The sequence below is a fragment of the Massilia sp. TWP1-3-3 genome (assembly GCF_049897805.1).
GTDB lineage: Bacteria > Pseudomonadota > Gammaproteobacteria > Burkholderiales > Burkholderiaceae_D > Telluria_A.
Genome location: NZ_JAFCWX010000008.1, coordinates 140,874 through 159,560, shown reverse-complemented (window position 1 = coordinate 159,560; position 18,687 = coordinate 140,874). Strand labels below are relative to the sequence as shown.

Here is an 18,687-nt window from a genome sequence, read left to right as displayed (position 1 = left end):
TCGCGCCCGAAAAATCACCGCGCCAACTGGCGGCCCTGGCCTTGCATACGCGACAGTTCCTAATGCCAAGCTGTTGCAGCAGCAGCATGGCAGCGCCGCCGCAATCGCTCGTGCGTTTTGTCGAATCCAATGTCTCGTTTTGTCGCATCCGTCCCATGCAACGTCTTGTTTTCGCGTGCAGCGCAAAACGCGACAAGGCGACCGGCAAATTCGACAAAATGCGACATCAAACGAGACAAAACGCCCGAGGGCGCGCACAGGGCACTCCACCCCGGACACGCCCAACTTGCGGCTAATCTATTTTATATATTCAAGCCTTGCTGTACGCCAGCACCTCGGCCTGCTGCTCGCCCAGGCCGGCAATTCCCAGCCGCAGCTTGTCGCCTTTTTTCAGGAAGCGCTTGGGCGTGCGCGCATCGCCCACGCCCGGCGGGGTGCCGGTGGCGATGATGTCGCCCGGCTCGAGCGTCATGAAGCGCGACACATAGCTGACAATCTGCGCGACTGAAAAAATCATCGTCTCGGTGCAACCGGTCTGCATGCGCTTGCCGTTCAATTCCAGGTACAGGTCCAGGCGCTGGACGTCGATGACTTCGTCGCGGGTGACCAGCCACGGGCCGACCGGGCCGAAGGTGTCGCACCCCTTGCCCTTGTCCCATTGCGGGCCGCGCTCCTTCTGGTACTGCCGCTCCGAGACATCGTTGACGACGCAGTACCCGGCCACATACGCAAGCGCGTCTTCTTCGCTGACGTACTGCGCGCGCGTGCCGATCACCACCCCGAGTTCGACTTCCCAGTCGGTTTTTTTCGACCCCTGCGGCAGCATGACCGGGTCGTCCGGCCCGTTCAGGCACGTGATGGCCTTCATGAAGATGATCGGTTCGGTCGGAATCGGCGCGCCCGTCTCGGCCGCGTGATCGGCGTAATTGAGGCCGATGCCGATGAACTTGCGCACGCCCGCCACCGGCACGCCGAGGCGGGGATTGCCGCGCACCAGCGGCAGCGTCTTGTAGTCGACCTTGGCGAGCTTGCGCAGCGCCTTCTCCGACAGTAGCGATGGATCGATATCGGCGACGATGCCCGACAAGTCGCGCAGGCGACCTTCTTCGTCGAGCATGCCGGGTTTTTCTTTGCCAGGGCGGCCGTAGCGGACCAGTTTCATTGTGGGGTTTCCAATCGCGGTGCGTGAATATACTGTCGTGTACACATGGGCACTACCGTGCACGACCGCGATTGTAGCGTACCGGTCTACCTGGCGGGCGTGACGCGCCACACCGCGTTGCCCACGTCGTCGGCCACCAGCAGCGCGCCCGCCTTGTCGACTGCCACGCCGACCGGGCGTCCGTAGGCATCTCCAGCCTGGTTGACAAAGCCGGCCAGCAGCTCGATCGGCGCACCATTCGGCTTGCCGTTGGCGAACGGGACGAACACCACGTTGTAGCCATTGAGCGGCGTGCGGTTCCACGAGCCGTGCTGGCCGACAAAGGCGCCGCCGGCGAACTGCGGCGGGAACAGCGTGCCCTCGTAGAACACCATGCCCAGCGGCGCCACGTGGGTGCCCAGCGCGTAGTCGGGCGCGACGGCCTTGGCCACCAGGTCGGGGCGCGGCGGCTTGACGCGCTCGTCGACATGGTTGCCGTAGTAGGAGTACGGCCAGCCGTAGAAAGCACCGTCGCGCACCGACGTCAGGTAGTCGGGCACCAGGTCGCTGCCCAGTTCATCGCGTTCGTTCACCACTGTCCACAAGGCCCCGCTTTGCGGCTGCCAGCCCATGCCATTGGGGTTGCGCAGGCCGGACGCGAACAGGCGCGTGGCCTTGCTGGCCAGGTCGATTTCGACAATGGCGGCGCGCCCCTGTTCCTTGTCGATGCCGTTTTCGGCGACATTACTATTCGAGCCGACGGTGGCGTACAGCTTGGCGCCGTCCTTGCTGGCGATGATGTTCTTGGTCCAGTGGTGATTGAGCGTGCCGCCCGGCAGCGGGGCCACCGGCACCGGCACGGCGGAGATCGCGGTCTGCCCGGGCGTGTACGGGAACGCGACGACGGCGTCGGTGTTGGCCACATACAGCGTGGAGCCGACCAGCGCCATGCCGAACGGCGAATTGAGTCCCTTGATGAATTCAGTCTTCACTTCGGCCACGCCGTCATGGTCGGCGTCGCGCAGCAGTACGATGCGGTTCGGGCTGGGCACCGCCGCTCCCGCTTTTTTCATGACCTTTCCCATCACCCAGCCCTTGATGCCCTTGCCTTCGTCGGGGCGCGGCGGCGCGTTCGTTTCGGCCACCAGCACGTCGCCGTTGGGCAGTACGTACAGCCAGCGCGGATGGGTCAGGCCAGTGGCGAAAGCGGCCACCGCAAAGCCGCTGGCCGCGCGCGGCGTGACGCCGGCAGGCCAACCCTTGGCGGGCGCGATATCGACCGTGGGAATGAGGCTTTTAACGGGCTGGGGCAGCGCCGGCGCGGGCCCGGTGCTGGCCACCGGCGGCAGCATTGCCTTGTCGGCGCAGCCGGCCAGCGCCAGCAGAACAGACGACATCAGCAGCAGCGGGACTGGACGGGCGCGCAAGGTGAAAACGGTAGACATTGAAAACTCTCCTGGTAGGCATCTCTGCGGAGAATTCTAGACCATTTGCGCATTCGGCAACGCCGCCTACGGCGCGCCATCTTTACGCCGTACTTTGTTCGCGCCCGCGTCCTGCCAGCCCGGCAGGCATGCACGGCAAGGCCTCGTCCGCGCAGGCCAAGTCCGCCAGCGGCTGCAGTTGCTGGCGAAAGCGGCGCAGGGCGAACAGCACCAGTCCTGGCACCTGCAGCGCAATCAGCACCACAAAGGCGGCCCGGTATGCCTGCGCCGGATAGTGGCCCAGCGCGTCCGGCGTCCAGCAGTTGAGGATCTGGCCAAAGCCGCCCTGCACCACGCAGGCGCCGGCGAAAATGAGCATGTTCAGGCAGGCGGAGGCGCGGCTGCTCAGCGCCGCCGGCATGCTTTGCGCGACCAGCGTGTATTCAATGCCGGTGATGGTGCCGATCAGCGCGAACAGCACCGCCAGCAGCGGAAAGCTGGGCGCAAAGCCGATCGCCATCGCCCCTTGCAGCAGCAAAAACAGGCCGACCCCGATGGCGGCCACGTCATGCGGGCCGATGCCGCGCCGCCCGGCCCATTCGGTGATGATGCCCACCCCGATGGCGCCGAAAATCACGGCCGCCATGGTCAAGTACAGCAGGAAGGCAACCGAGGAATTGGACATGTGGCCAACGTCGGCCAGCCAGCGTCCGATCCACAGTCCCTGCAAGCCCAGGAAGATCGTATGCGAGGCCAGCACCAGCGCGATCACCCGGCGAAAACTCGGATGGCGCCATACTTCGGCCAGCGCGCGCCCGGTTGGCAGCGCGGCCTGCGCCGGTTTGACGAAGGTGCGCGGCGTGACAAACCAGATCAGCAGCGCGACGGCGGCGGTGACGGCAGCGAGCAGCGTAAACAGCGCGCGCCAGTCGGTGTAGTCGAGCACCAGGCGCACCGGCAGCGTGGCCGAAGCCGCGCCCAGCCCGCCGGCCGCCATCAGGTAGCCGTGTAGCGAAGGCAGCTTGCTCGGCGGCAGCCACGGCGCGATCCCCTTGACCCCGGCCAGCAGCGTGCCGCCCACCCCGAAGCCCATGATGAAACGCGCCACCATCAGGTCTATGTAGGAGCGGCCATGCGCGAACATCAAGGTGCCGCAGGCGGCCAATAGCAGCAGCACCAGCAGCGTCTTGCGCGAGCCGTGGCGGTCGATGGCGGCGCCCACCGGCAACTGCGCCAGCACCACGGCAAAGTAAAAGGCGCTGGTCAGCATGCCCAGCTCGGCCGTGCCCAGACCAAGCGAATCGACCAGGTAGGGCGCCAGCACGGCGTTGGCGTTGCGCAGCAGCAGCGACAGGAAGTGGCCCAGCGCGAACGGCAGGAACACGTAGAAAAAGATGCCGAGGCCGGCGGGGCCGGCGCCTTTGTGCGACTCGGGAAACGCGGTGGGATCGGTCACGGTGAACTCCTGGGAAGTAGCGGCCTGGGGCGGTTTTTGAACAACGGGAAACCGACGTTGTGAATAGGGACGTTACTATCTTTCAGGGAATTCTAATTGCTTGGAATCAACGTAAGTAGTAGCCGCAGTGCTCTTGCGTAACCGCAAGTTGCGTACAAGCAGCAAGCGTACATTGGGAATGCACCTGAGCAATATTGGGCCACATAAACTTACAAAGGACACTCACATGAAACAGCTCGTTCACTTTAGCGCCGCCTGCCTCTTGCTCGCGTCAAGCCTGGCCGGCGCCACCACCGATCCGACCCCGCGCGACGCTGTCGCGATGGTCGAAAAAGGCGCCGCCATGGTCAAGATCAAGGGCAAGGATGAAGTGATCCGGCGCATCGCAGCCAAGGACCCGACCTTCATCAACGGCTCGCTTTACCTGTACGTGCGCGACCTGAAAACCGGCGTCGTGCTGGCCCATCCGATCAACCGCACCATCGTTGGCAAGGACTTGACCGACGTGCCCGACACCAACGGCAAAACCTACCGGCGCGAAATCCTGCAGGTCGCCGCCAAGCAAGGCAAGGGCTGGGTCGACTACACGTACAAAAATCCCGAGACCGGCAAGATCGAGCCAAAAACCACCTACTTGCTGCGCGTGGACGACATCGTCCTCGAAGCCGGTATCTACAAGAAATAAGCCATGAAAACCCTGATCCTGGCCGCGATGCTCAGCCTGGCTGCGGCCGCCAGCATGGGCGCGAGCGCCCCGCCCGGCGCCGCGTCCCGCGCCAATCCGGCCTTCAAGGAGGAAGAGGCGCGCCTGTTGACCAAGCGCGCCGCCGTCATCGTCGACGCCATGGGCAAGGAAGAAATGATGATGCGCATTCACTCGGCCGATCCGGCCAAGGTGAAAGGCACGCTGGCGGTGACGATGCGCGACCTGTACACGGGCGTCGTGCTGGCCCACCCGCGCGGACCCAAGTTCACCGGCAGCGACAATGCCGGCCTTGACCCGGCCACGCGCTTTCATCCGCGCGACGTGATTGAGCTTGCCAAGTCCAGCGGCAAGGGGCGCGTGGGCGACACCTGGGTCGAGCGGGTCGGCGACGTGGTCCTCGAGGCCGGGATTCAGGACTGAGCACGCACTGACCACCCACGGACCACGGACCGGCCACGCAGCACCAGGGGAGCGCCATGCTGAACAAACTTCGGATCGGACCCAAGCTGCTGCTTGCCCCCGGCGTGGTGCTCGCCCTGCTGCTGCTGCTGGCGGGCCTGGCCTGGTACGGCATGGTGCGCCAGCATGCCTCGCTCGAGAACATGGTGCAGGTACGGGCCGCGCGCCTGAAGGCGGTCGCCGACATCGCGGCCGACGCCAGGCAGGCGCACGCCAGCACCTGGCAGCTGCTCGCGTGGATCAACGGCAGCTTTGCCCGCGAGCGTCTGGACGCGCTGCGCGCTGACATCGCGCGCCGCCACGCCGCGCTGGGCGGCGCGCTGGAGGCCCTGACGCACGTGGCCGCGCCGGCCGAGCGCGACATCGCCGCCGCCAGCGCGGCGGCCCTGGCTGCATACAGCGCCAGCACCGCCGAAGCGATCGAGTTGGCGCTGGCCGACCAGTCGCTGGCGGCGAACGCCATGCACAAGGCCGAACAGCAGTTCGGTGCGCTCGAAGCCAGCGTCGGGCAACTGGCGGCACTCGAAAAAAAACTGAGCGAAGAAGGCTACCAGGTCGCGGAACGGGAATTTCGCCAGCTGGTGCTGGGCATGGCGCTGCTGGTGCTGGCCTCGATTGCGCTCTCGCTGCTGGTGACGGTGCAGGTGCGGCGCGCCATGCTGGACGATATCGGCGCCATTGCCGACACGGTCGACGCCTTGGCGCAGGGGCGCCTGGCCGCCGGCGCGGCGCGCGCCGGGCGCGATGAAATCGGCGACACGGCGCGCGCCCTCAACCGCACCATTGAGCGCCTGGGCGGCACGCTGCGCGCCATCCTGGACGGCGTGCATGCGATCGACAGCGCCGCGCACGATATCGCCGGCGGCAACCACGACCTGTCGGCGCGCACCGAGCTGCAGGCCAGTTCGCTCGAAGAAACGGCCGGCGCGCTGCAGGCGCTGACCGGCGCGGTGACCGACAACGCAGCCAGTGCGCGCCGCGCCAGCGACCTGGCCGCGCGCGCCGCGCTGCTGGCCGAAGGCGGCGGCGGCGCCGTGCAGCAGGCGGTTATCACGATGGACCAGCTGAAAGCCAGTTCGCACAAGATTGTCGAGATCATCGGCGTGATGGACGCGATCGCGTTCCAGACCAGTCTCCTGGCGCTGAATGCGGGCGTGGAAGCGGCGCGCGCGGGCGCCCATGGTCGCGGCTTTGCGGTGGTGGCGACCGAGGTGCGCACGCTGGCGCAGCGTTCGGTGGCGGCGGCCGGACAGATCAAGACCTTGCTGGCCGCCTCGGTGGCCAGCATCGACGCCGGCAACGCGGCGGTCAACGCGGCCGGCGCCGGCATGGGCGAGGTGGTGGCGTCGGTGCGGCAGGTGAACGACATTATCGGCGCCATCAGCGCGGCCAGCGCCCAGCAGGCGGCCGGCATTGCCGAGGTTAATCTGGCGCTGGTGCAGATGGACGGCATGACGCAGCAAAACGCGGCATTGGTCGAACAGGCCGCTGCCGCTGCCGCCAGCTTGCACGAGCAGACGGCGAACCTGGCGCACGCGGTGTCGGTGTTTCGGATTGGCGAGGCCGAGACCGGGCCAAACTGCCATCCTGAAAACACCACTGAGGCAAGGGGCAAAGCGCCCCCGGCACGCACCGCACCGGAACGGCGCGCGAGCGCCAGTCCGATGCGCGAGCGCACCGCGCGCGGCCTGCCCTACCGTCCCGGCCTGGACCAACCGTCCGGCCGCCACGAAGCTTGAACGCGCGCGTCAGCGAAACGGGCGGCTCATGAAACGCGAGCCGGCCAGCCCGAAGCGCCAGGGCACCTCGAGCGCCTTGGAAATGCCGATCCGCGGACCGGCCACCACCAGCGCGGCGCCTTCGCCCTCGTGCGCCACCAGCGAAAACGGCGCCTGCGACAAGGCCGCGCCGTTCAGCGCCCGCGTCACCCCCAGGGCTTGACACAGCTTGCCCGGCCCCGAGCACAGCAAGCCGACCGCGTCCACCCCGCGCCGTTCGCGCATCAGATCGAGCCCGGCCAAAGGTTCAAGCGCGCGGATCAGCACCCCGGCCCCGTGGCCTGCTTCGCGGCAGACGAAATTGAGGCACCAGTGGATGCCGTACGAGCGGTAGACATAGGCGTGGCCAGGCGCGCCGAACATGGCGCCGTTGCGCTCGGTCGGCCCGGCAAAGGTGTGCGAGGCGGGGTCGCTCTGGTCGTAGGCCTCGGTTTCGACGATGCGCCCGCCCACGCCATCGACCAGCACCACGGCGCCGATCAGCTGGCGCGCCACGGTCTGCGCGTCGCGCGAGAAATCGATTCCAGCAATGAGCTTGTTCATGGGCCAATTCTAGCCAAAAAGCAGCATTGCCCGCCGCACAAGAAGCCAGGCGCGTTCCCGCGAAAAATTATTTTGCCTTAGTGCAACTTTGACGGGAGTAGTTTATAGTCGGCTTCTGCGCGTTTTCATGCAAAGCCAAAACCCAATGAGCAACCTAGCCGTTTGCGCAAGTTTGACCGCCGACCCGGTCGACGCGCTGATCAAGTCGATCCGGATTCCGCCCCGTCCCAGCCTGCTGTGCGACCTGCAGCGCGAACTGGGCGCCGACGAGCCTGACCCGCTCGCCATCGGGCGCATTATCGGGCGCGACGTCGGCATGTCCGGCGCCCTGCTCAAACTGGCCAATTCCTCGTTTTATGGCGGCAAGCGCCAAGCCAAGTCGGTCGACCAGGCCATCATATTGCTCGGCATCAACCAGGTCGCGGCCTTGATGACGGGCCTGCTGGCGCGCCAGGCGATCGGCGCCGACAATGCCGCGCTGGCCAGCTTCTGGGACCTGTCGACCCGGCGCGCGCAAGCGATGGTGATGTTGGCGCGCCGCCTGCGCATCGGCGCACCGGACGTGGCGCATACCTTCGGCCTGTTTTGCGACACCGGCGTGCCGCTGCTGATGGCACGCTTTCCTGACTACGCAGCCACCTTCGCCGAAGCGGCGCGCGACCCGCTGCGAGCGTTGACCGCGCTCGAGGACGAGCGCCACAGCACCAACCACGCCGCCATCGGTTGCCTGCTGGCGCGCAACTGGGGCTTGTCGACCGAGGTCTCCTGGGCCATCTTGCACCACCAGGATTACGCGGTGCTGGAAGACACGGCCACCGACGACGGCGTGCGTTCGCTGGTGGCGCTGTCGCTGCTGGCCGAAAGCGCGATCCAGCAATACCAGGGCATGCCCGGTTCGCTCGAATGGGACAAGGGAGGCGCGCGCGCCTGCCGCTACCTCGGCTTGTCGAGCGGGGAAACGGCCGACCTGCTCGACGAACTGCACGACTGCTTTCATGGCGAACACTAACAACCCATTTGACATCGCCGGCAAGCGGGACAATACTGGACTGATGCACATGTGGAGGGCTCGACATGCACATTTTGACCCGCACCCTGATGGCCAGCCTGGCTTGCCTGCTGGGCGGCCGCGCCAGCGCTCCCGAGGCGCCGCCCGCACCCAGCCCAAGCGCGCTGGCCGACCTGTTGACCGATGCGCGCGTGGCGCCACCGTCGGCCCCGGCCACGGCGGCGGGCCTGTTCGCCATGAGCGGACCGATGCTGGAATTTTTCAACAGCAAGCAATTCCAGGACGCGCTGCACGCGCGCGGGCCTGAATTGGGTTTGGTCGACGCCCTGTACGCGAAGAAAAGTTTAAAGCTCGAGTATGACGACAGCACCACGCGCGACGCCGCCGCCACCTTCGCCGGCCGGCGCGGCAATTGCCTGTCGCTGGTGATCATGACCGCCGCCTTCGCCAAGGCGCTCGAGCTGGAAGGGCCGCGCGCGGCCGTGCTGCAAGAGCCTGGCTTTACCGCCGCCCACAACACGCTGGGCGTTGTGTATTACACGCGCGGCGACAGTGCCATGTCTGAACGGGTGTTCCGGCGCGCACTCGCGCGCACACCGGCCGACCCGATGCTGATGAAAAATCTGGTGCCGGTGCTCGACCGGCTGGGCAAGGTGGCCGAAGCGCGCGCCCTGGCAGCGCAGCTGGCCGCACGCGATCCGGAGCCGCCCCTGTATTTCTTCGAGGCGGGGATCACGGCGATGGAAACGGGCGACTTCGCCGCAGCGAAAAAGCTGTTCGCGCGCGAAACGACGCGCTCGCCCTTCAACCATGAGTTGCATTACTGGCTGGGCCTTGCCCACATGCGCCTGGGCGAGACGCTCGCCGCGCGCAAGGAAATGGCGACCGCCTTATCCTACGGCAGCGGCGCCCAGGACAAGCGCCGCTATTTCGCCAAGCTGGCCCACCTGCGCTCGCTCAATTAGTGCTGTTTGGGCACAATGCTGTTTGTGCTCAGCGCTGCTGGTAGCGGTTGGCCATCTCGTTGCCGAGGTAGCCGCCGCCGATGATGCCGGCCACCGTCGCGAGCTTCTTGCCATTACCCCCGCCCACCTGGTTGCCGAGCAGGCCGCCAATAACGGCGCCGGTACCGATGCCCACATAGTTAGGCTGGCGCGGCTGCGGCGCCGGTGCCTGAGCCTGGTAGCTCGAGCTGTTGCTGTAGTGACGGGTACGCTGCGGCGCGTCGCGGTACACCACGCGGGTACGCTGGGGTGCATCGCGATAGACCACACGGGTCTTGGGCGCTGCCGCGTGGGCGCGCGGCGTCGGCTCGGCCAGCACTGCCGATGCAGGCGCCACCAGCGTGTTGACCGGTACTGCCAAGGGCTGCGCGGCGAGTTGGCGCTGCGCTGCCAGGGCCTGCTGGGCTGCCAGCAATTGCTGGGCTTCGAGCAATTGCTGCGCTGGCGTGGCGGTGACGACGGCTGGCGCCGACTGCAACTGCGCCGATTGGAACTGGGCCGGTTGCAGCTGGGCAGTCTGGGCCTGCGAATTGGGTAACCAGCCGGCGATCGCTGCAGTGCCGACAGCGCTGATGGTGATGACGGACAACGCCGCGGCTGCCATCAATGGGTGAATCCGGCTTGCTGTGGTGATCTTTTCCATGGTCTGCTCCTGTGCTGTGAATGTGTCTGCATGACCACCTTAACGGCGCGCTGCACGCAAGGCTAGGGCGATGCTGTATCAATCGTAAGCAGATGTAATCGATAAAAGACTCAAGGCAACTGCTGCAGTTCACAGCAACTGCTGCCAGCGTTCCAGTTTTTGCTCGAACGACATGGCGGCCAGCGCAGGCGAGGTCGATGGCAGGATCAGCGTGCGGTAGCCGGCGGCGGCAAACTGGGGCGCAAACTTGCCCGAGGTCTGGCCATTAAAGCCGACCACGGCCAACTGCGGGCACAGCGCGCGCAGCCGCGTAAAATCGTTGGCGGCCGGATGGCGGATGCGCGCATCGAGACTGCCCTGCCGCTCGCACGCCCCCAGCACGTCCCACAGGCCGACACCGTGCTTTAGCAGGCGCGCCAGACGCTCGGCGTACGGCAGCGCCGCCAGTGGTTCGCCGGTCAGCGCCGCCAGGATCGGCCACAGCGCATTGCGCGGGTGCGCGTAGTACTGGCCCGCGGCCAGCGAAGCGGCGCCGGGAAAGCTGCCCAGGATCAGGATGCGGGTGTGGGCATCGATGACGGGCGCCAGGCCGGTGAGCGCGGTGGGAGGGATGATCATGGCGCCGATTCTAACTTCCGGCGCCCCGCCCCGGTGTAAAATCGGCAAGCAACCCTACAACAAAAATGCCCAGTTCGGAGACCCGCTCACCATGACCACCACCGTACAGCCGCGCACCATCGACACCCTGTTGGCCCAATACGGCGAAAGCCACTTGAACCATACCAACGAGCTGATCCACTTCGTGTGCGTACCCGTGATCGTCTTCACACTGCTCGGCATGATCTGGGCCTTTCACCCGCTGGCGGCGGTGACGGTGGCGGTCATCGCGCTGGCCTACTATGTCCAGCTTTCCAGGCCTTTCGCGCTGGGCATGCTGGTGATGTCGGGCCTGATGCTCGGTTTGCTCAGCCTGATGCCGCGCCAGACCGTGCTGCCGCTGTCGATCGGGATCTTCATGCTGGCTTGGATCGGCCAGTTCATCGGCCACAAGATCGAAGGCAAGAAGCCATCCTTCCTGGAAGACCTGCGGTTTTTGCTGATCGGACCGCTGTTCGTGCTCAGCTTCCTGTACCGGCGCCTGCATCTGGCGTGGTAGCACCTGATCCTACTCACCGAACCCGTGCGCCTGTGGCGCTGCGTGCAGCGCCGGATCGGCCTGCATCAAATCGAGGACCAGGTGCGCGCACAGTGCCACGTAGGCGACCAGCACGGCGGTTTTCAGGTGCAGCAGCGGTTTCATGATCATTCCCCAAGAGAGCAACCAGCGTAGCGCCTTTCGCCTGGCGCACGCGCGGGAACGGCGCCGTATTGACGATGGTCAAGGCCGGAACGGCGCACTGTCGCTTTCGCGCAATGTTCAGCAGGAAACATCGAATCACCGTATACTTTCGCGATGTCCTCTCCCCTTCTTTTTGCGATTGCCTCCCTGATCTGGGGCTCCACCTTTTTTGCCATCACCTACCAGCTGGGCGAAGTCGCCCCTGCCGTGTCGGTGGTGTACCGCTTTGCGCTGGCTTCGGCTGCGCTGTTTGCCTGGTGCCTGCTGCGCGGGCAGAGCCTGCGCCTGCCGCGCCCGGCCGTGCGCTGGGTGCTGCTGCAAGGTTTGTTCACCTTCGCGCTGTCGTATGTGTGCACCTATACGTCTGAGCAATACCTGGTCTCGGCGCTGGTGGCGGTGCTGTTCGCGCTGATGGTGTTTTGGAACCCGCTGTGCAGCCGCCTCGCCTTTGGCACCCCGGTCGCGTGGCGCACCTGGGCCGCCGGCATGGTCGCCGTCAGCGGCGTGACCATGCTGTTCTTCCACGCCATCGCCGACGGCTGGGGCGAGATCGTGCGCGGCGGCGCCGGCACTTTTTTGTTCGGCCTGGCGCTCGCCGTCACGGCCACCATCGCCAGCTCGGCCGGCAACGTGGTGGTCAGCAAGATCCGCGAGCAGTCGTCGAACTTATTCCTGACCATGGCTTGGTCGATGTTCTCCGGCACTGTCATGGTGGCACTGTACGCCCTGGCGACGGGCCAGCATTTCACGCTACCCCAGGCGCCGCGTTACTGGGCCGCGCTGCTGTATTTGTCGCTGTTCGGCTCCGTGATTGCGTTTGCCGCCTACTTCACGCTGATCAACCGGATCGGTTCGCAAAAGGCTGTGTATATCGGCGTCGTCACGCCGGTCATCTCGCTGCTGCTGTCGATGCAGCTCGAACATTACCGCCCCGGTCCGCTCGAGTTTTCCGGCATGTTCGTGTGCCTGGCCAGCGTGGCCTGGGCCGTGCGCACGCCCTCGCCTACCCTCCAAGCAGCAATCAACCTGACCACCTACCCCGAGGTTCCATGACTACCAACACTTTTACGATCCGCCCGGCCCAGCCAGCCGACGTTGCCCACATTCACGCCATGATCGTCGAACTGGCCGTGTTCGAAAAACTCGAACACCTCGTCATCGCCACCGAAGCCATGCTGCACGAAGGCTTGTTTGGCGCGCGCCCGGCGTGCGAAGCCATCATGGGCGAAGAAAACGGCGAGATCGTCACCTTCGCCCTGTTTTTCCATAATTTTTCAACTTTCCTCACCCGCAAGGGACTGTATCTGGAAGACCTGTACGTCAAGCAAGACCATCGCGGCAAGGGTTATGGCCGCCAGATGCTCGTGGCGCTGGCGCAGCTGGCCGTCGAACGCAATTGCGGCCGCTTCGAATGGTCGGTACTGGACTGGAACGAACCGGCGATCAATTTTTATAAAGGGATGGGCGCCGAGCTGCTGCCTGACTGGCGCATCTGCCGCGTGGCCGGTGATGCGCTGGACGTACTGGCCAAAGGCTAAAAAGAAAAAACCCACGGGCATGCAATGCGCCGTGGGTGAACCCATGTGTTTAAGATGGGGAGGGGAGATAGAGGCTGGTCTACGTCTTCTTGCTCGTCCCAGTAATAATTACCCATCCGAAAAACGGTCCTTTGTTATTGCGCAAAGGTGCCTCATGCGCGGCGCATTGCAAGGCGTTCCACCCCTTCAAACAAAGCTTGCGTCAGCAAGGCCAGCAGCGCCGCCGGAATCGCACCCGCCAGCAACATGGCGTTGTCGTTGAGCGCCAGGCCGATCGTGATGCGCTCGCCATAGCCGCCGGCCCCGATAAAGGCGGCAATCGTTGCCGTCCCCACGCTCATGACCGCCGCCGTCTTGACGCCCGCCAAGATCACCGGCAGCGCCAGCGGCAACTCCACATGCAGCAGGCGCTGACCAGGGGAAAGCCCGAGCGCCTGGGCCGCCAGCCGCATGCCGGCCGGCACGCCCAGGATGCCGGTGCAGGTATTGCGCACCACCGGCAGCAGCGCATACACGACCAGCGCAATGAGCGCCGGCACGCTGCCTATCTTGCCCAGCAAGGAAATCAATATCGCCAGCAAGGCCAGCGACGGCACGGTCTGCAGCACGCCCGCCGCGCCCAGCACAACCTGGCGCAGGCGCGGCGCCAGTGCGGCCAGGATGCCCAGCGGAATGCCGATCAGGCAGGCCAGCACCACGGCTGCGGCCACCAGCAGCAAGTGCTGGCGCGTCAACGTCCACAGGTCGGGGCCGAACAGTTTATCCATCAGGCCGGCGCGCACGGCACTGGTCGTGGCGACGGTCGGCGCCAGCCACGCAGCCGCGACGCTGGCAAAGCTCTTGCCTTCCAGTTCGACCGCCGCGTTCATCGCGATCATCCGGTCCGCCGTCATCCGCCCTTCCAGGGCGCTGATGGCGCGCCAGGCTGCGGGAAAGCGCGCCGGCGCATCGAGCCGGTACAGCAGCACGGCGTCGTAGCGCGGGAAGTACGCCAGGTCGTCTTTCAGCACGCGCAGCTTGTAGCGTGCGATTTTTGCGTCGGTGGCGTAGATGTCGATCACGTCGACCTGGCGCTGGTCCAGCGCTTCGTAGGCGATGCCGTGATCGAGCCCGCGCGGCTGCTGGCGCAAGCCGTAGCGCTGCGCCAGGCCCGGCCAGCCGTCGGCGCGGCCGATGAATTCGTGCGACAGGCCAAAGCGCAGCGGCTGGCCCGCCAGTTGCGACAGCGTTGTGACGGTGCTGTCGGCGCGCACGGCCAGTGCGTACGTGTTGTTAAAGCCCAGCGGCACCGCCACGCCCAGGCCCCACGGCGCCAGTGCCGCGCGCATCGCCGCCAATGAAGTCGGCTTCGAGTTTTTTAATATCTCCAGGTCGATCGTGCCCAGGTATTCCGGATACACGTCGATGCTGCCGGCGCGCAGCGCGGCCAACACGATGGCCGTATTACCCAAGCCCTGGCGATGCTCGGCCTTGCCATGCGCGGCGGCGGTCTGGGTCAGCACCTCGCCCAGCACGTAAGACTCGGTAAAGCGCTTGGAGCCCACGTGCAGCACGTCGTCGGCATGGGCCGAAGCGAGGCCGAGCCAGCCAAGCAGGCACAGAGCGATGAAAGTGATTGTGGCGCGCACGCACGCTCCCGGAAAAATTAACCGGGCAAGCTTACCACCGGATCGCGCAGCACGCCGGCGTTGACGACGCCGCGGCACGGGTTCAGCCCGATCGCGTACGACAGGTCGGCCGGCCGCGCAATGTCCCACAGCGCAAAGTCGGCGCGCTTGCCCACTTCCAGCGAGCCGATGTCCGCCGCGCGCCCGAGCGCGCGCGCCGCGTGGATGGTGGCGCCGGCCAGCGCCTCCTGGGGCGTCAGGCGCCACAGGGTGCAAGCCATGTTCATCGCCAGCAGCAGCGACGTCATGGGCGAGGTGCCCGGATTGCAGTCGGTGGCCACCGCCATCGGCACCCCGGCCGCGCGCAGCGCGGCAATCGGCGGCGGCGTGGTGTCGCGCAAAAAATAGTAAGCGCCCGGCAGCAGCACGGCCACCGTGCCGGCAGCGGCCATCGCGGCAATGCCATCTTCGCCCAGGTGCTCCAGGTGGTCGGCCGACAGGCCCTTGAAGCGCGCCACCAGTTCGGCCCCGCCCTGGTCGGACAGCTGTTCGGCATGCAGCTTGACCGGCAAGCCGTGTGCGCGCGCCGCCTCGAATACGCGCCCAGTCTGGGCGTTGGAAAAGCCGATGCGTTCGCAAAACGCGTCGACCGCGTCGACCAGCCCGGCCGCGGCGAGCTGCGGCAGCATGTGCTCGCAAATATGGGCCACGTAGTCGTCGGCGCGGCCGGCAAATTCGGGCGGCAGCGCGTGCGCGCCAAGGAAGGTGGTAACCACGTTCACGGGCAGCACCTGCCCGACGCGGCGCGCCACGCGCAGCATTTTCGCTTCGGCCTTGATCGTCAAACCGTAGCCGGACTTGATTTCAAGCGTGGTCACGCCTTCGGCCAGCAAGCTGGCAATGCGCGGCAAGCTTTGGCGCAGCAGGTCCTCGTCGCTGGCCGCGCGCGTGGCGCGCACGGTGGACATGATGCCCCCGCCCGCGCGCGCAATGTCCTCGTAGGTGGCGCCGTTCAGGCGCGCTTCGAATTCATCGCTGCGGTTGCCGGCATGGACAATATGGGTGTGGCAATCGATGAGACCGGGCGTGAGCCAGCACCCACGCCCGTCGTGCACCACGGCCGCAGGCGGCGCTGCAGCCCCCAGGCCGATCCAGGCAATGCGCCCGTCGCTTACGCCAATGGCGCCGTCGCGCAGTTCGCCATAGCCGCCGGCCATGGTTGCCAGCTGCACGTTGGTGAACAGGCTGTCCAAGCCGGTCTCGAACGGCCGCGCCATCGCTTACGCCTGGTTGAGGAAGATGTCGACCACGAACACGGTGGCCTGCCCCGCTTCGAGCGTCCAGATGGTGTTGGTGTCGAAAATGACGGCGTCGTACCGGACCAGGCCGATGCGTTCGGAATCGCTGCACACGGACAGGCTGTCGCCTTCGGCCAGGAACAGGATCGAGACGTCGCCGCGCGGCGCGAACTGGGACACGCCGTCCAGCACGCGCCGGCCCAGCTTGTGGTGGCAACGCTCGCGCCGGGTCATGACGTTGAAGTCGGTGCTCGGGCCACCGTTGAGCGTGGCGAGCACGTGCGATTCGCCCGCGAACTCGACCAGTGGCGCGTCGTAGTCGAGCGCGAAACGGCCCTCCTCGTCAATGTCGAGGAACACGCCCGGCCCGTCGACCAGCGCCAGCGACCGGTCCACGCCCCCAAACAGCGAAAACGGGCCGTCGGCGCCGATCGTCGCCAGGCTGATGCGCCAGTCGAACTTGTCGAGACTGGCGCCCGGCGGCGCGATCGCCAGTTCGGTGGTACTGCCGCCGCCGTTTTTCCAGGGAGCGGGCTCAAGGCCGGCAAAGGGGATCAGGAGTGTCATGCTCGCAGTGTACGCAATTGTGCGATGGTGTGCATGTATCGCTGTGCGATCGCCGCCTGCGCCACGTGGCTTTGATCGCGCACCACCCACTGCCCGCCGACCATCACGTCGCGCACCAGGTTGTCGTTGCCGCAGAAAACCAAGGCGCTCAGCACGTCGGCCGGCGCCACGTCGAACAGGTTCGGATGGTCGCTGTCGAGCACCAGCAGGTCGGCGCGCTTGCCCGGGGCCAGCGCGCCCACGGCGCGGCCAGCAGCCAGCGCGCCACCGGCAAGGGCGCCCCGCCACAAAAAGTCGCCCACCCGCCGCTCGCCCGGGGATGCGGCCACGTTGCGCTGCTGGTGCAGCAGGCGCTGGCCGTACTCGAGCCAGCGCAGCTCTTCCACGGGCGACTGCGACACGTGGCTGTCGCTGCCGATGCCAAAGCGCCCGCCTGCGGCCAGGAACGGCGCCAGCGGGAACAGACCGTCGCCCAGGTTCGCCTCCGTGGTCGGGCACAGACCGGCAACCGCGCCGCTCGCGGCCAACGCCGCGGTCTCGCCCGCATCGAGGTGGGTCGCGTGCACCAGGCACCAGCGTTGCGTCAGCTCGAACTGCTCCATCAGGTAGCGCACCGGGCGCATGCCGGTGGCGGCGATCGACTGCGCCACTTCGCCCTGCTGTTCGGCGACATGGATGTGCACCGGACGCGCCGGCGGCAGGCTGGCCAGCACCTCGGCAATCTGGGCGCCGGCGGCGGCGCGCAGCGAATGCGGCGCCACGCCCACTTCCACCTGCGGCCCGCGCAGCGGCTCGAGCGCGGCGATAATGTCCATCACGTCGCGTGGCCCGGTTTTGAAGCGCTGTTGTTCAATGCTGAGCGGCTGGTCGCCGAAACCGGCGTAACTGTACAACACCGGCAGCATCGTCACCCCGATGCCGGCCAGCGCCGCGGCGGCCACGATGCGCTCAGCCGTTTCGGCCGGGCGCGCATACATGGCGCCCTGCTGGTCGCGCTGCACGTAATGAAATTCGCACACCGACGTATAACCATGGCGCAGACACTCCGAGAACAGCTGCGCGGCGATCGCCTCGATATGCTCGGGAGTGATGTTGCGGGCAAAGCGATACATCAGGTCGCGCCAGGTCCAGAAGCTGTCCGGCCCCTCGCCCGCCTTCTCGGTCAGGCCGCCCAGCGCGCGCTGAAAGGCATGCGAATGCAGGTTGACCATGCCAGGCAAGGCCAGGCCCGCCTGCGCTTCGCCGGGCAGGAAGGTGGCGCCCGCAGTGACCGCGGTCAGGTTGCCGGCGCCATCCCATTGCATGCGCACGTCGTCCCGCCAGCCGTCCGGCAGCAGTGCGTGGCGCGCGAACAGCGACTGCGTCAGACCCGGATTCATTCGCCAGGCCAATCGACTGCCGCCGTGACGAGCTGGCGCAGCAAGGGCTGGACGCGCGCCGCCACGTCCGGACGGTAGGCGAACGGTGCGCTTTCATCCATGTACAGGCACTGGCACATTTCAAGCTGGATCGCGTGCACCTTGCGTGCCGGCTGGCCGTAGTGGCGCGTGATGTAGCCGCCCTTGAAGCGACCATTCACGGCCACCGAAAACGCCTGTTGCGCACGCGCGACGCCGACCACTGCCGCTTCCATCTGCGGCGCGCAGGTCGTCCCGTTGGCGGTGCCGAAATTCAGGTCGGGCAGGCGACCGTCGAAAAAGCGCGGCACCCGGGACGCGATCGAGTGCGCATCCCACAGGGCCACGCGGGGGTGGATGGCCAGCAGGCGATCGAGTTCGGCGCGCAGCTGGCGGTGATACGGCTCCCAGTAACGGACCAGCCGGGCGCGCACTTCCTGCTCGTTCGGGGCGTCGCCGCCGCAGTACAGCGGTTCGCTGGCAAAGGTGTCGACCGGGCACAGGCCCGTCGTCGACAGGCCCGGATACAGATTGGTGTCGTCATGCGGGCGATTCAGGTCGATCACGTAGCGCGACCAGCGCGCCGAGATCACGGATGCGCCCATCTCGCCCAGAAAGCCATACAACTGCTTGAGATGCCAGTCGGTATCGGCGCGCGCGCTGGCGCACGGCGCCAGGCGCAGTGCGATGTCGTCCGGGATGTCGGTGCCCACGTGGGGCATGGACACCAGCAGGGGAATGCGGCCTTCCGTGAACTCGAAATCCATCAGTGCTCCGT

The 18,687-nt window shown here is 66.4% G+C and carries 20 protein-coding genes; 8 read left to right on the top strand and 12 right to left on the bottom strand.

Annotated elements, in window-relative coordinates; translation table 11 throughout:
• Positions 1-310: 310 nt before the first annotated feature.
• The 3 genes from ACP7D4_RS10285 to ACP7D4_RS10275 all read right to left on the bottom strand — a co-directional run bounded on the left by ACP7D4_RS10285 (position 311) and on the right by ACP7D4_RS10275 (position 4,021).
• Positions 311-1,162 (bottom strand): fumarylacetoacetate hydrolase family protein, encoded by an 852-nt coding sequence (locus ACP7D4_RS10285; protein ID WP_426104143.1) that lies wholly within the window; start codon positions 1,160-1,162, stop codon positions 311-313.
• Between the two features lie 86 nt (positions 1,163-1,248).
• Positions 1,249-2,586: a PQQ-dependent sugar dehydrogenase gene (locus ACP7D4_RS10280; RefSeq protein WP_426208963.1), complete on the bottom strand. Its 1,338-nt coding sequence runs from the start codon at positions 2,584-2,586 to the stop codon at positions 1,249-1,251.
• 82 nt (positions 2,587-2,668) lie between these two features.
• Entirely contained in the window at positions 2,669-4,021 is a 1,353-nt protein-coding gene (locus tag ACP7D4_RS10275) for an MFS transporter (RefSeq protein ID WP_426104141.1), read from the bottom strand.
• 226 nt (positions 4,022-4,247) lie between these two features.
• Between ACP7D4_RS10275 and ACP7D4_RS10270 the strand changes: the two genes are divergently transcribed.
• From ACP7D4_RS10270 to ACP7D4_RS10260, 3 genes are read left to right on the top strand one after another with little or no spacing between them, the layout of a single operon-like run.
• Complete coding sequence (locus ACP7D4_RS10270) at positions 4,248-4,706, top strand: cache domain-containing protein (RefSeq protein WP_426104140.1); 459 nt, start codon at positions 4,248-4,250, stop codon at positions 4,704-4,706.
• A 3-nt stretch (positions 4,707-4,709) separates the two neighbouring features.
• Entirely contained in the window at positions 4,710-5,147 is a 438-nt protein-coding gene (locus ACP7D4_RS10265; RefSeq protein ID WP_426104139.1) for a cache domain-containing protein, read from the top strand.
• A gap of 56 nt (positions 5,148-5,203) precedes the next feature.
• Positions 5,204-6,925, top strand: coding sequence for a methyl-accepting chemotaxis protein (locus ACP7D4_RS10260; RefSeq protein ID WP_426208961.1), 1,722 nt, complete (start codon positions 5,204-5,206; stop codon positions 6,923-6,925).
• 9 nt (positions 6,926-6,934) lie between these two features.
• Here ACP7D4_RS10260 and ACP7D4_RS10255 read toward each other — a convergent pair whose 3' ends face one another.
• Positions 6,935-7,507 (bottom strand): DNA-3-methyladenine glycosylase, encoded by a 573-nt coding sequence (locus tag ACP7D4_RS10255; protein WP_426104137.1) that lies wholly within the window; start codon positions 7,505-7,507, stop codon positions 6,935-6,937.
• A 145-nt stretch (positions 7,508-7,652) separates the two neighbouring features.
• Here ACP7D4_RS10255 and ACP7D4_RS10250 point away from each other — a divergent pair, with 145 nt between their 5' ends.
• Both ACP7D4_RS10250 and ACP7D4_RS10245 read left to right on the top strand, forming a co-directional pair.
• Positions 7,653-8,516, top strand: a complete 864-nt coding sequence (locus ACP7D4_RS10250) for an HDOD domain-containing protein (RefSeq protein ID WP_426208959.1) — start codon at positions 7,653-7,655, stop codon at positions 8,514-8,516.
• Positions 8,517-8,581: 65 nt separating this feature from the next.
• The gene (locus ACP7D4_RS10245; RefSeq protein ID WP_426208957.1) at positions 8,582-9,481 is read left to right on the top strand and encodes a tetratricopeptide repeat protein; all 900 of its coding nucleotides are present in this window, start codon (positions 8,582-8,584) and stop codon (positions 9,479-9,481) included.
• Between the two features lie 28 nt (positions 9,482-9,509).
• Here the strand turns inward: ACP7D4_RS10245 and ACP7D4_RS10240 are convergent, their stop codons facing one another.
• Together ACP7D4_RS10240 and ACP7D4_RS10235 are read right to left on the bottom strand one after the other, a co-directional pair.
• Complete coding sequence (locus ACP7D4_RS10240; RefSeq protein ID WP_426208955.1) at positions 9,510-10,163, bottom strand: glycine zipper 2TM domain-containing protein; 654 nt, start codon at positions 10,161-10,163, stop codon at positions 9,510-9,512.
• 129 nt (positions 10,164-10,292) lie between these two features.
• Positions 10,293-10,781 carry a DNA-deoxyinosine glycosylase gene (locus ACP7D4_RS10235; protein ID WP_426104133.1) on the bottom strand — a complete coding sequence of 163 codons (489 nt, stop codon included), beginning with the start codon at positions 10,779-10,781 and terminating at the stop codon, positions 10,293-10,295.
• A 91-nt stretch (positions 10,782-10,872) separates the two neighbouring features.
• Here ACP7D4_RS10235 and ACP7D4_RS10230 point away from each other — a divergent pair, with 91 nt between their 5' ends.
• The gene (locus ACP7D4_RS10230) at positions 10,873-11,319 is read left to right on the top strand and encodes a DUF962 domain-containing protein (RefSeq protein WP_426104132.1); all 447 of its coding nucleotides are present in this window, start codon (positions 10,873-10,875) and stop codon (positions 11,317-11,319) included.
• 9 nt (positions 11,320-11,328) lie between these two features.
• Here the strand turns inward: ACP7D4_RS10230 and ACP7D4_RS10225 are convergent, their stop codons facing one another.
• Entirely contained in the window at positions 11,329-11,463 is a 135-nt protein-coding gene (locus ACP7D4_RS10225) for a hypothetical protein (protein ID WP_426104131.1), read from the bottom strand.
• A 153-nt stretch (positions 11,464-11,616) separates the two neighbouring features.
• Between ACP7D4_RS10225 and ACP7D4_RS10220 the strand changes: the two genes are divergently transcribed.
• Both ACP7D4_RS10220 and ACP7D4_RS10215 read left to right on the top strand, forming a co-directional pair.
• The gene (locus ACP7D4_RS10220) at positions 11,617-12,555 is read left to right on the top strand and encodes a DMT family transporter (protein ID WP_426104130.1); all 939 of its coding nucleotides are present in this window, start codon (positions 11,617-11,619) and stop codon (positions 12,553-12,555) included.
• Positions 12,552-13,040 carry a GNAT family N-acetyltransferase gene (locus ACP7D4_RS10215; RefSeq protein ID WP_426104129.1) on the top strand — a complete coding sequence of 163 codons (489 nt, stop codon included), beginning with the start codon at positions 12,552-12,554 and terminating at the stop codon, positions 13,038-13,040. Before ACP7D4_RS10220 ends, ACP7D4_RS10215 begins: the two co-directional genes overlap by 4 nt.
• A gap of 152 nt (positions 13,041-13,192) precedes the next feature.
• Here the strand turns inward: ACP7D4_RS10215 and ACP7D4_RS10210 are convergent, their stop codons facing one another.
• The 5 genes from ACP7D4_RS10210 to hutG are packed head-to-tail and all read right to left on the bottom strand — an operon-like array spanning position 13,193 to position 18,676.
• Positions 13,193-14,668 (bottom strand): glycine betaine ABC transporter substrate-binding protein, encoded by a 1,476-nt coding sequence (locus ACP7D4_RS10210; RefSeq protein WP_426208953.1) that lies wholly within the window; start codon positions 14,666-14,668, stop codon positions 13,193-13,195.
• Between the two features lie 17 nt (positions 14,669-14,685).
• The gene (gene hutI / locus ACP7D4_RS10205) at positions 14,686-15,924 is read right to left on the bottom strand and encodes an imidazolonepropionase (RefSeq protein ID WP_426208951.1); all 1,239 of its coding nucleotides are present in this window, start codon (positions 15,922-15,924) and stop codon (positions 14,686-14,688) included.
• A 3-nt stretch (positions 15,925-15,927) separates the two neighbouring features.
• Positions 15,928-16,512: a HutD/Ves family protein gene (locus tag ACP7D4_RS10200; RefSeq protein ID WP_426208950.1), complete on the bottom strand. Its 585-nt coding sequence runs from the start codon at positions 16,510-16,512 to the stop codon at positions 15,928-15,930.
• A complete protein-coding gene (locus tag ACP7D4_RS10195) occupies positions 16,509-17,891 on the bottom strand; it encodes a formimidoylglutamate deiminase (protein ID WP_426208948.1) in 1,383 nt (460 codons plus the stop codon). Before ACP7D4_RS10195 ends, ACP7D4_RS10200 begins: the two co-directional genes overlap by 4 nt.
• Positions 17,888-18,676, bottom strand: a complete 789-nt coding sequence (gene hutG, locus ACP7D4_RS10190) for an N-formylglutamate deformylase (protein ID WP_426208947.1) — start codon at positions 18,674-18,676, stop codon at positions 17,888-17,890. The genes ACP7D4_RS10195 and hutG overlap by 4 nt, the downstream gene beginning before the upstream one ends.
• Between the last annotated feature and the right edge of the window lie 11 nt (positions 18,677-18,687).

What these genes read in the sequence shown, in the direction of transcription:
- ACP7D4_RS10235 (WP_426104133.1), bottom strand. Translation starts at nt 10,781, where the DNA reads ATGATCATCCCTCCCACCGCGCTCACCGGCCTGGCGCCCGTCATCGAT.
- ACP7D4_RS10260 (WP_426208961.1), top strand. Translation starts at nt 5,204, where the DNA reads ATGCTGAACAAACTTCGGATCGGACCCAAGCTGCTGCTTGCCCCCGGC.
- ACP7D4_RS10225 (WP_426104131.1), bottom strand. Translation starts at nt 11,463, where the DNA reads ATGAAACCGCTGCTGCACCTGAAAACCGCCGTGCTGGTCGCCTACGTG.
- ACP7D4_RS10240 (WP_426208955.1), bottom strand. Translation starts at nt 10,163, where the DNA reads ATGGAAAAGATCACCACAGCAAGCCGGATTCACCCATTGATGGCAGCC.
- ACP7D4_RS10285 (WP_426104143.1), bottom strand. Translation starts at nt 1,162, where the DNA reads ATGAAACTGGTCCGCTACGGCCGCCCTGGCAAAGAAAAACCCGGCATG.
- hutI (WP_426208951.1), bottom strand. Translation starts at nt 15,924, where the DNA reads ATGGCGCGGCCGTTCGAGACCGGCTTGGACAGCCTGTTCACCAACGTG.
- ACP7D4_RS10280 (WP_426208963.1), bottom strand. Translation starts at nt 2,586, where the DNA reads ATGTCTACCGTTTTCACCTTGCGCGCCCGTCCAGTCCCGCTGCTGCTG.
- hutG (WP_426208947.1), bottom strand. Translation starts at nt 18,676, where the DNA reads ATGGATTTCGAGTTCACGGAAGGCCGCATTCCCCTGCTGGTGTCCATG.
- ACP7D4_RS10230 (WP_426104132.1), top strand. Translation starts at nt 10,873, where the DNA reads ATGACCACCACCGTACAGCCGCGCACCATCGACACCCTGTTGGCCCAA.
- ACP7D4_RS10245 (WP_426208957.1), top strand. Translation starts at nt 8,582, where the DNA reads ATGCACATTTTGACCCGCACCCTGATGGCCAGCCTGGCTTGCCTGCTG.
- ACP7D4_RS10200 (WP_426208950.1), bottom strand. Translation starts at nt 16,512, where the DNA reads ATGACACTCCTGATCCCCTTTGCCGGCCTTGAGCCCGCTCCCTGGAAA.
- ACP7D4_RS10195 (WP_426208948.1), bottom strand. Translation starts at nt 17,891, where the DNA reads ATGAATCCGGGTCTGACGCAGTCGCTGTTCGCGCGCCACGCACTGCTG.
- ACP7D4_RS10250 (WP_426208959.1), top strand. Translation starts at nt 7,653, where the DNA reads ATGAGCAACCTAGCCGTTTGCGCAAGTTTGACCGCCGACCCGGTCGAC.
- ACP7D4_RS10220 (WP_426104130.1), top strand. Translation starts at nt 11,617, where the DNA reads ATGTCCTCTCCCCTTCTTTTTGCGATTGCCTCCCTGATCTGGGGCTCC.
- ACP7D4_RS10265 (WP_426104139.1), top strand. Translation starts at nt 4,710, where the DNA reads ATGAAAACCCTGATCCTGGCCGCGATGCTCAGCCTGGCTGCGGCCGCC.
- ACP7D4_RS10215 (WP_426104129.1), top strand. Translation starts at nt 12,552, where the DNA reads ATGACTACCAACACTTTTACGATCCGCCCGGCCCAGCCAGCCGACGTT.
- ACP7D4_RS10255 (WP_426104137.1), bottom strand. Translation starts at nt 7,507, where the DNA reads ATGAACAAGCTCATTGCTGGAATCGATTTCTCGCGCGACGCGCAGACC.
- ACP7D4_RS10270 (WP_426104140.1), top strand. Translation starts at nt 4,248, where the DNA reads ATGAAACAGCTCGTTCACTTTAGCGCCGCCTGCCTCTTGCTCGCGTCA.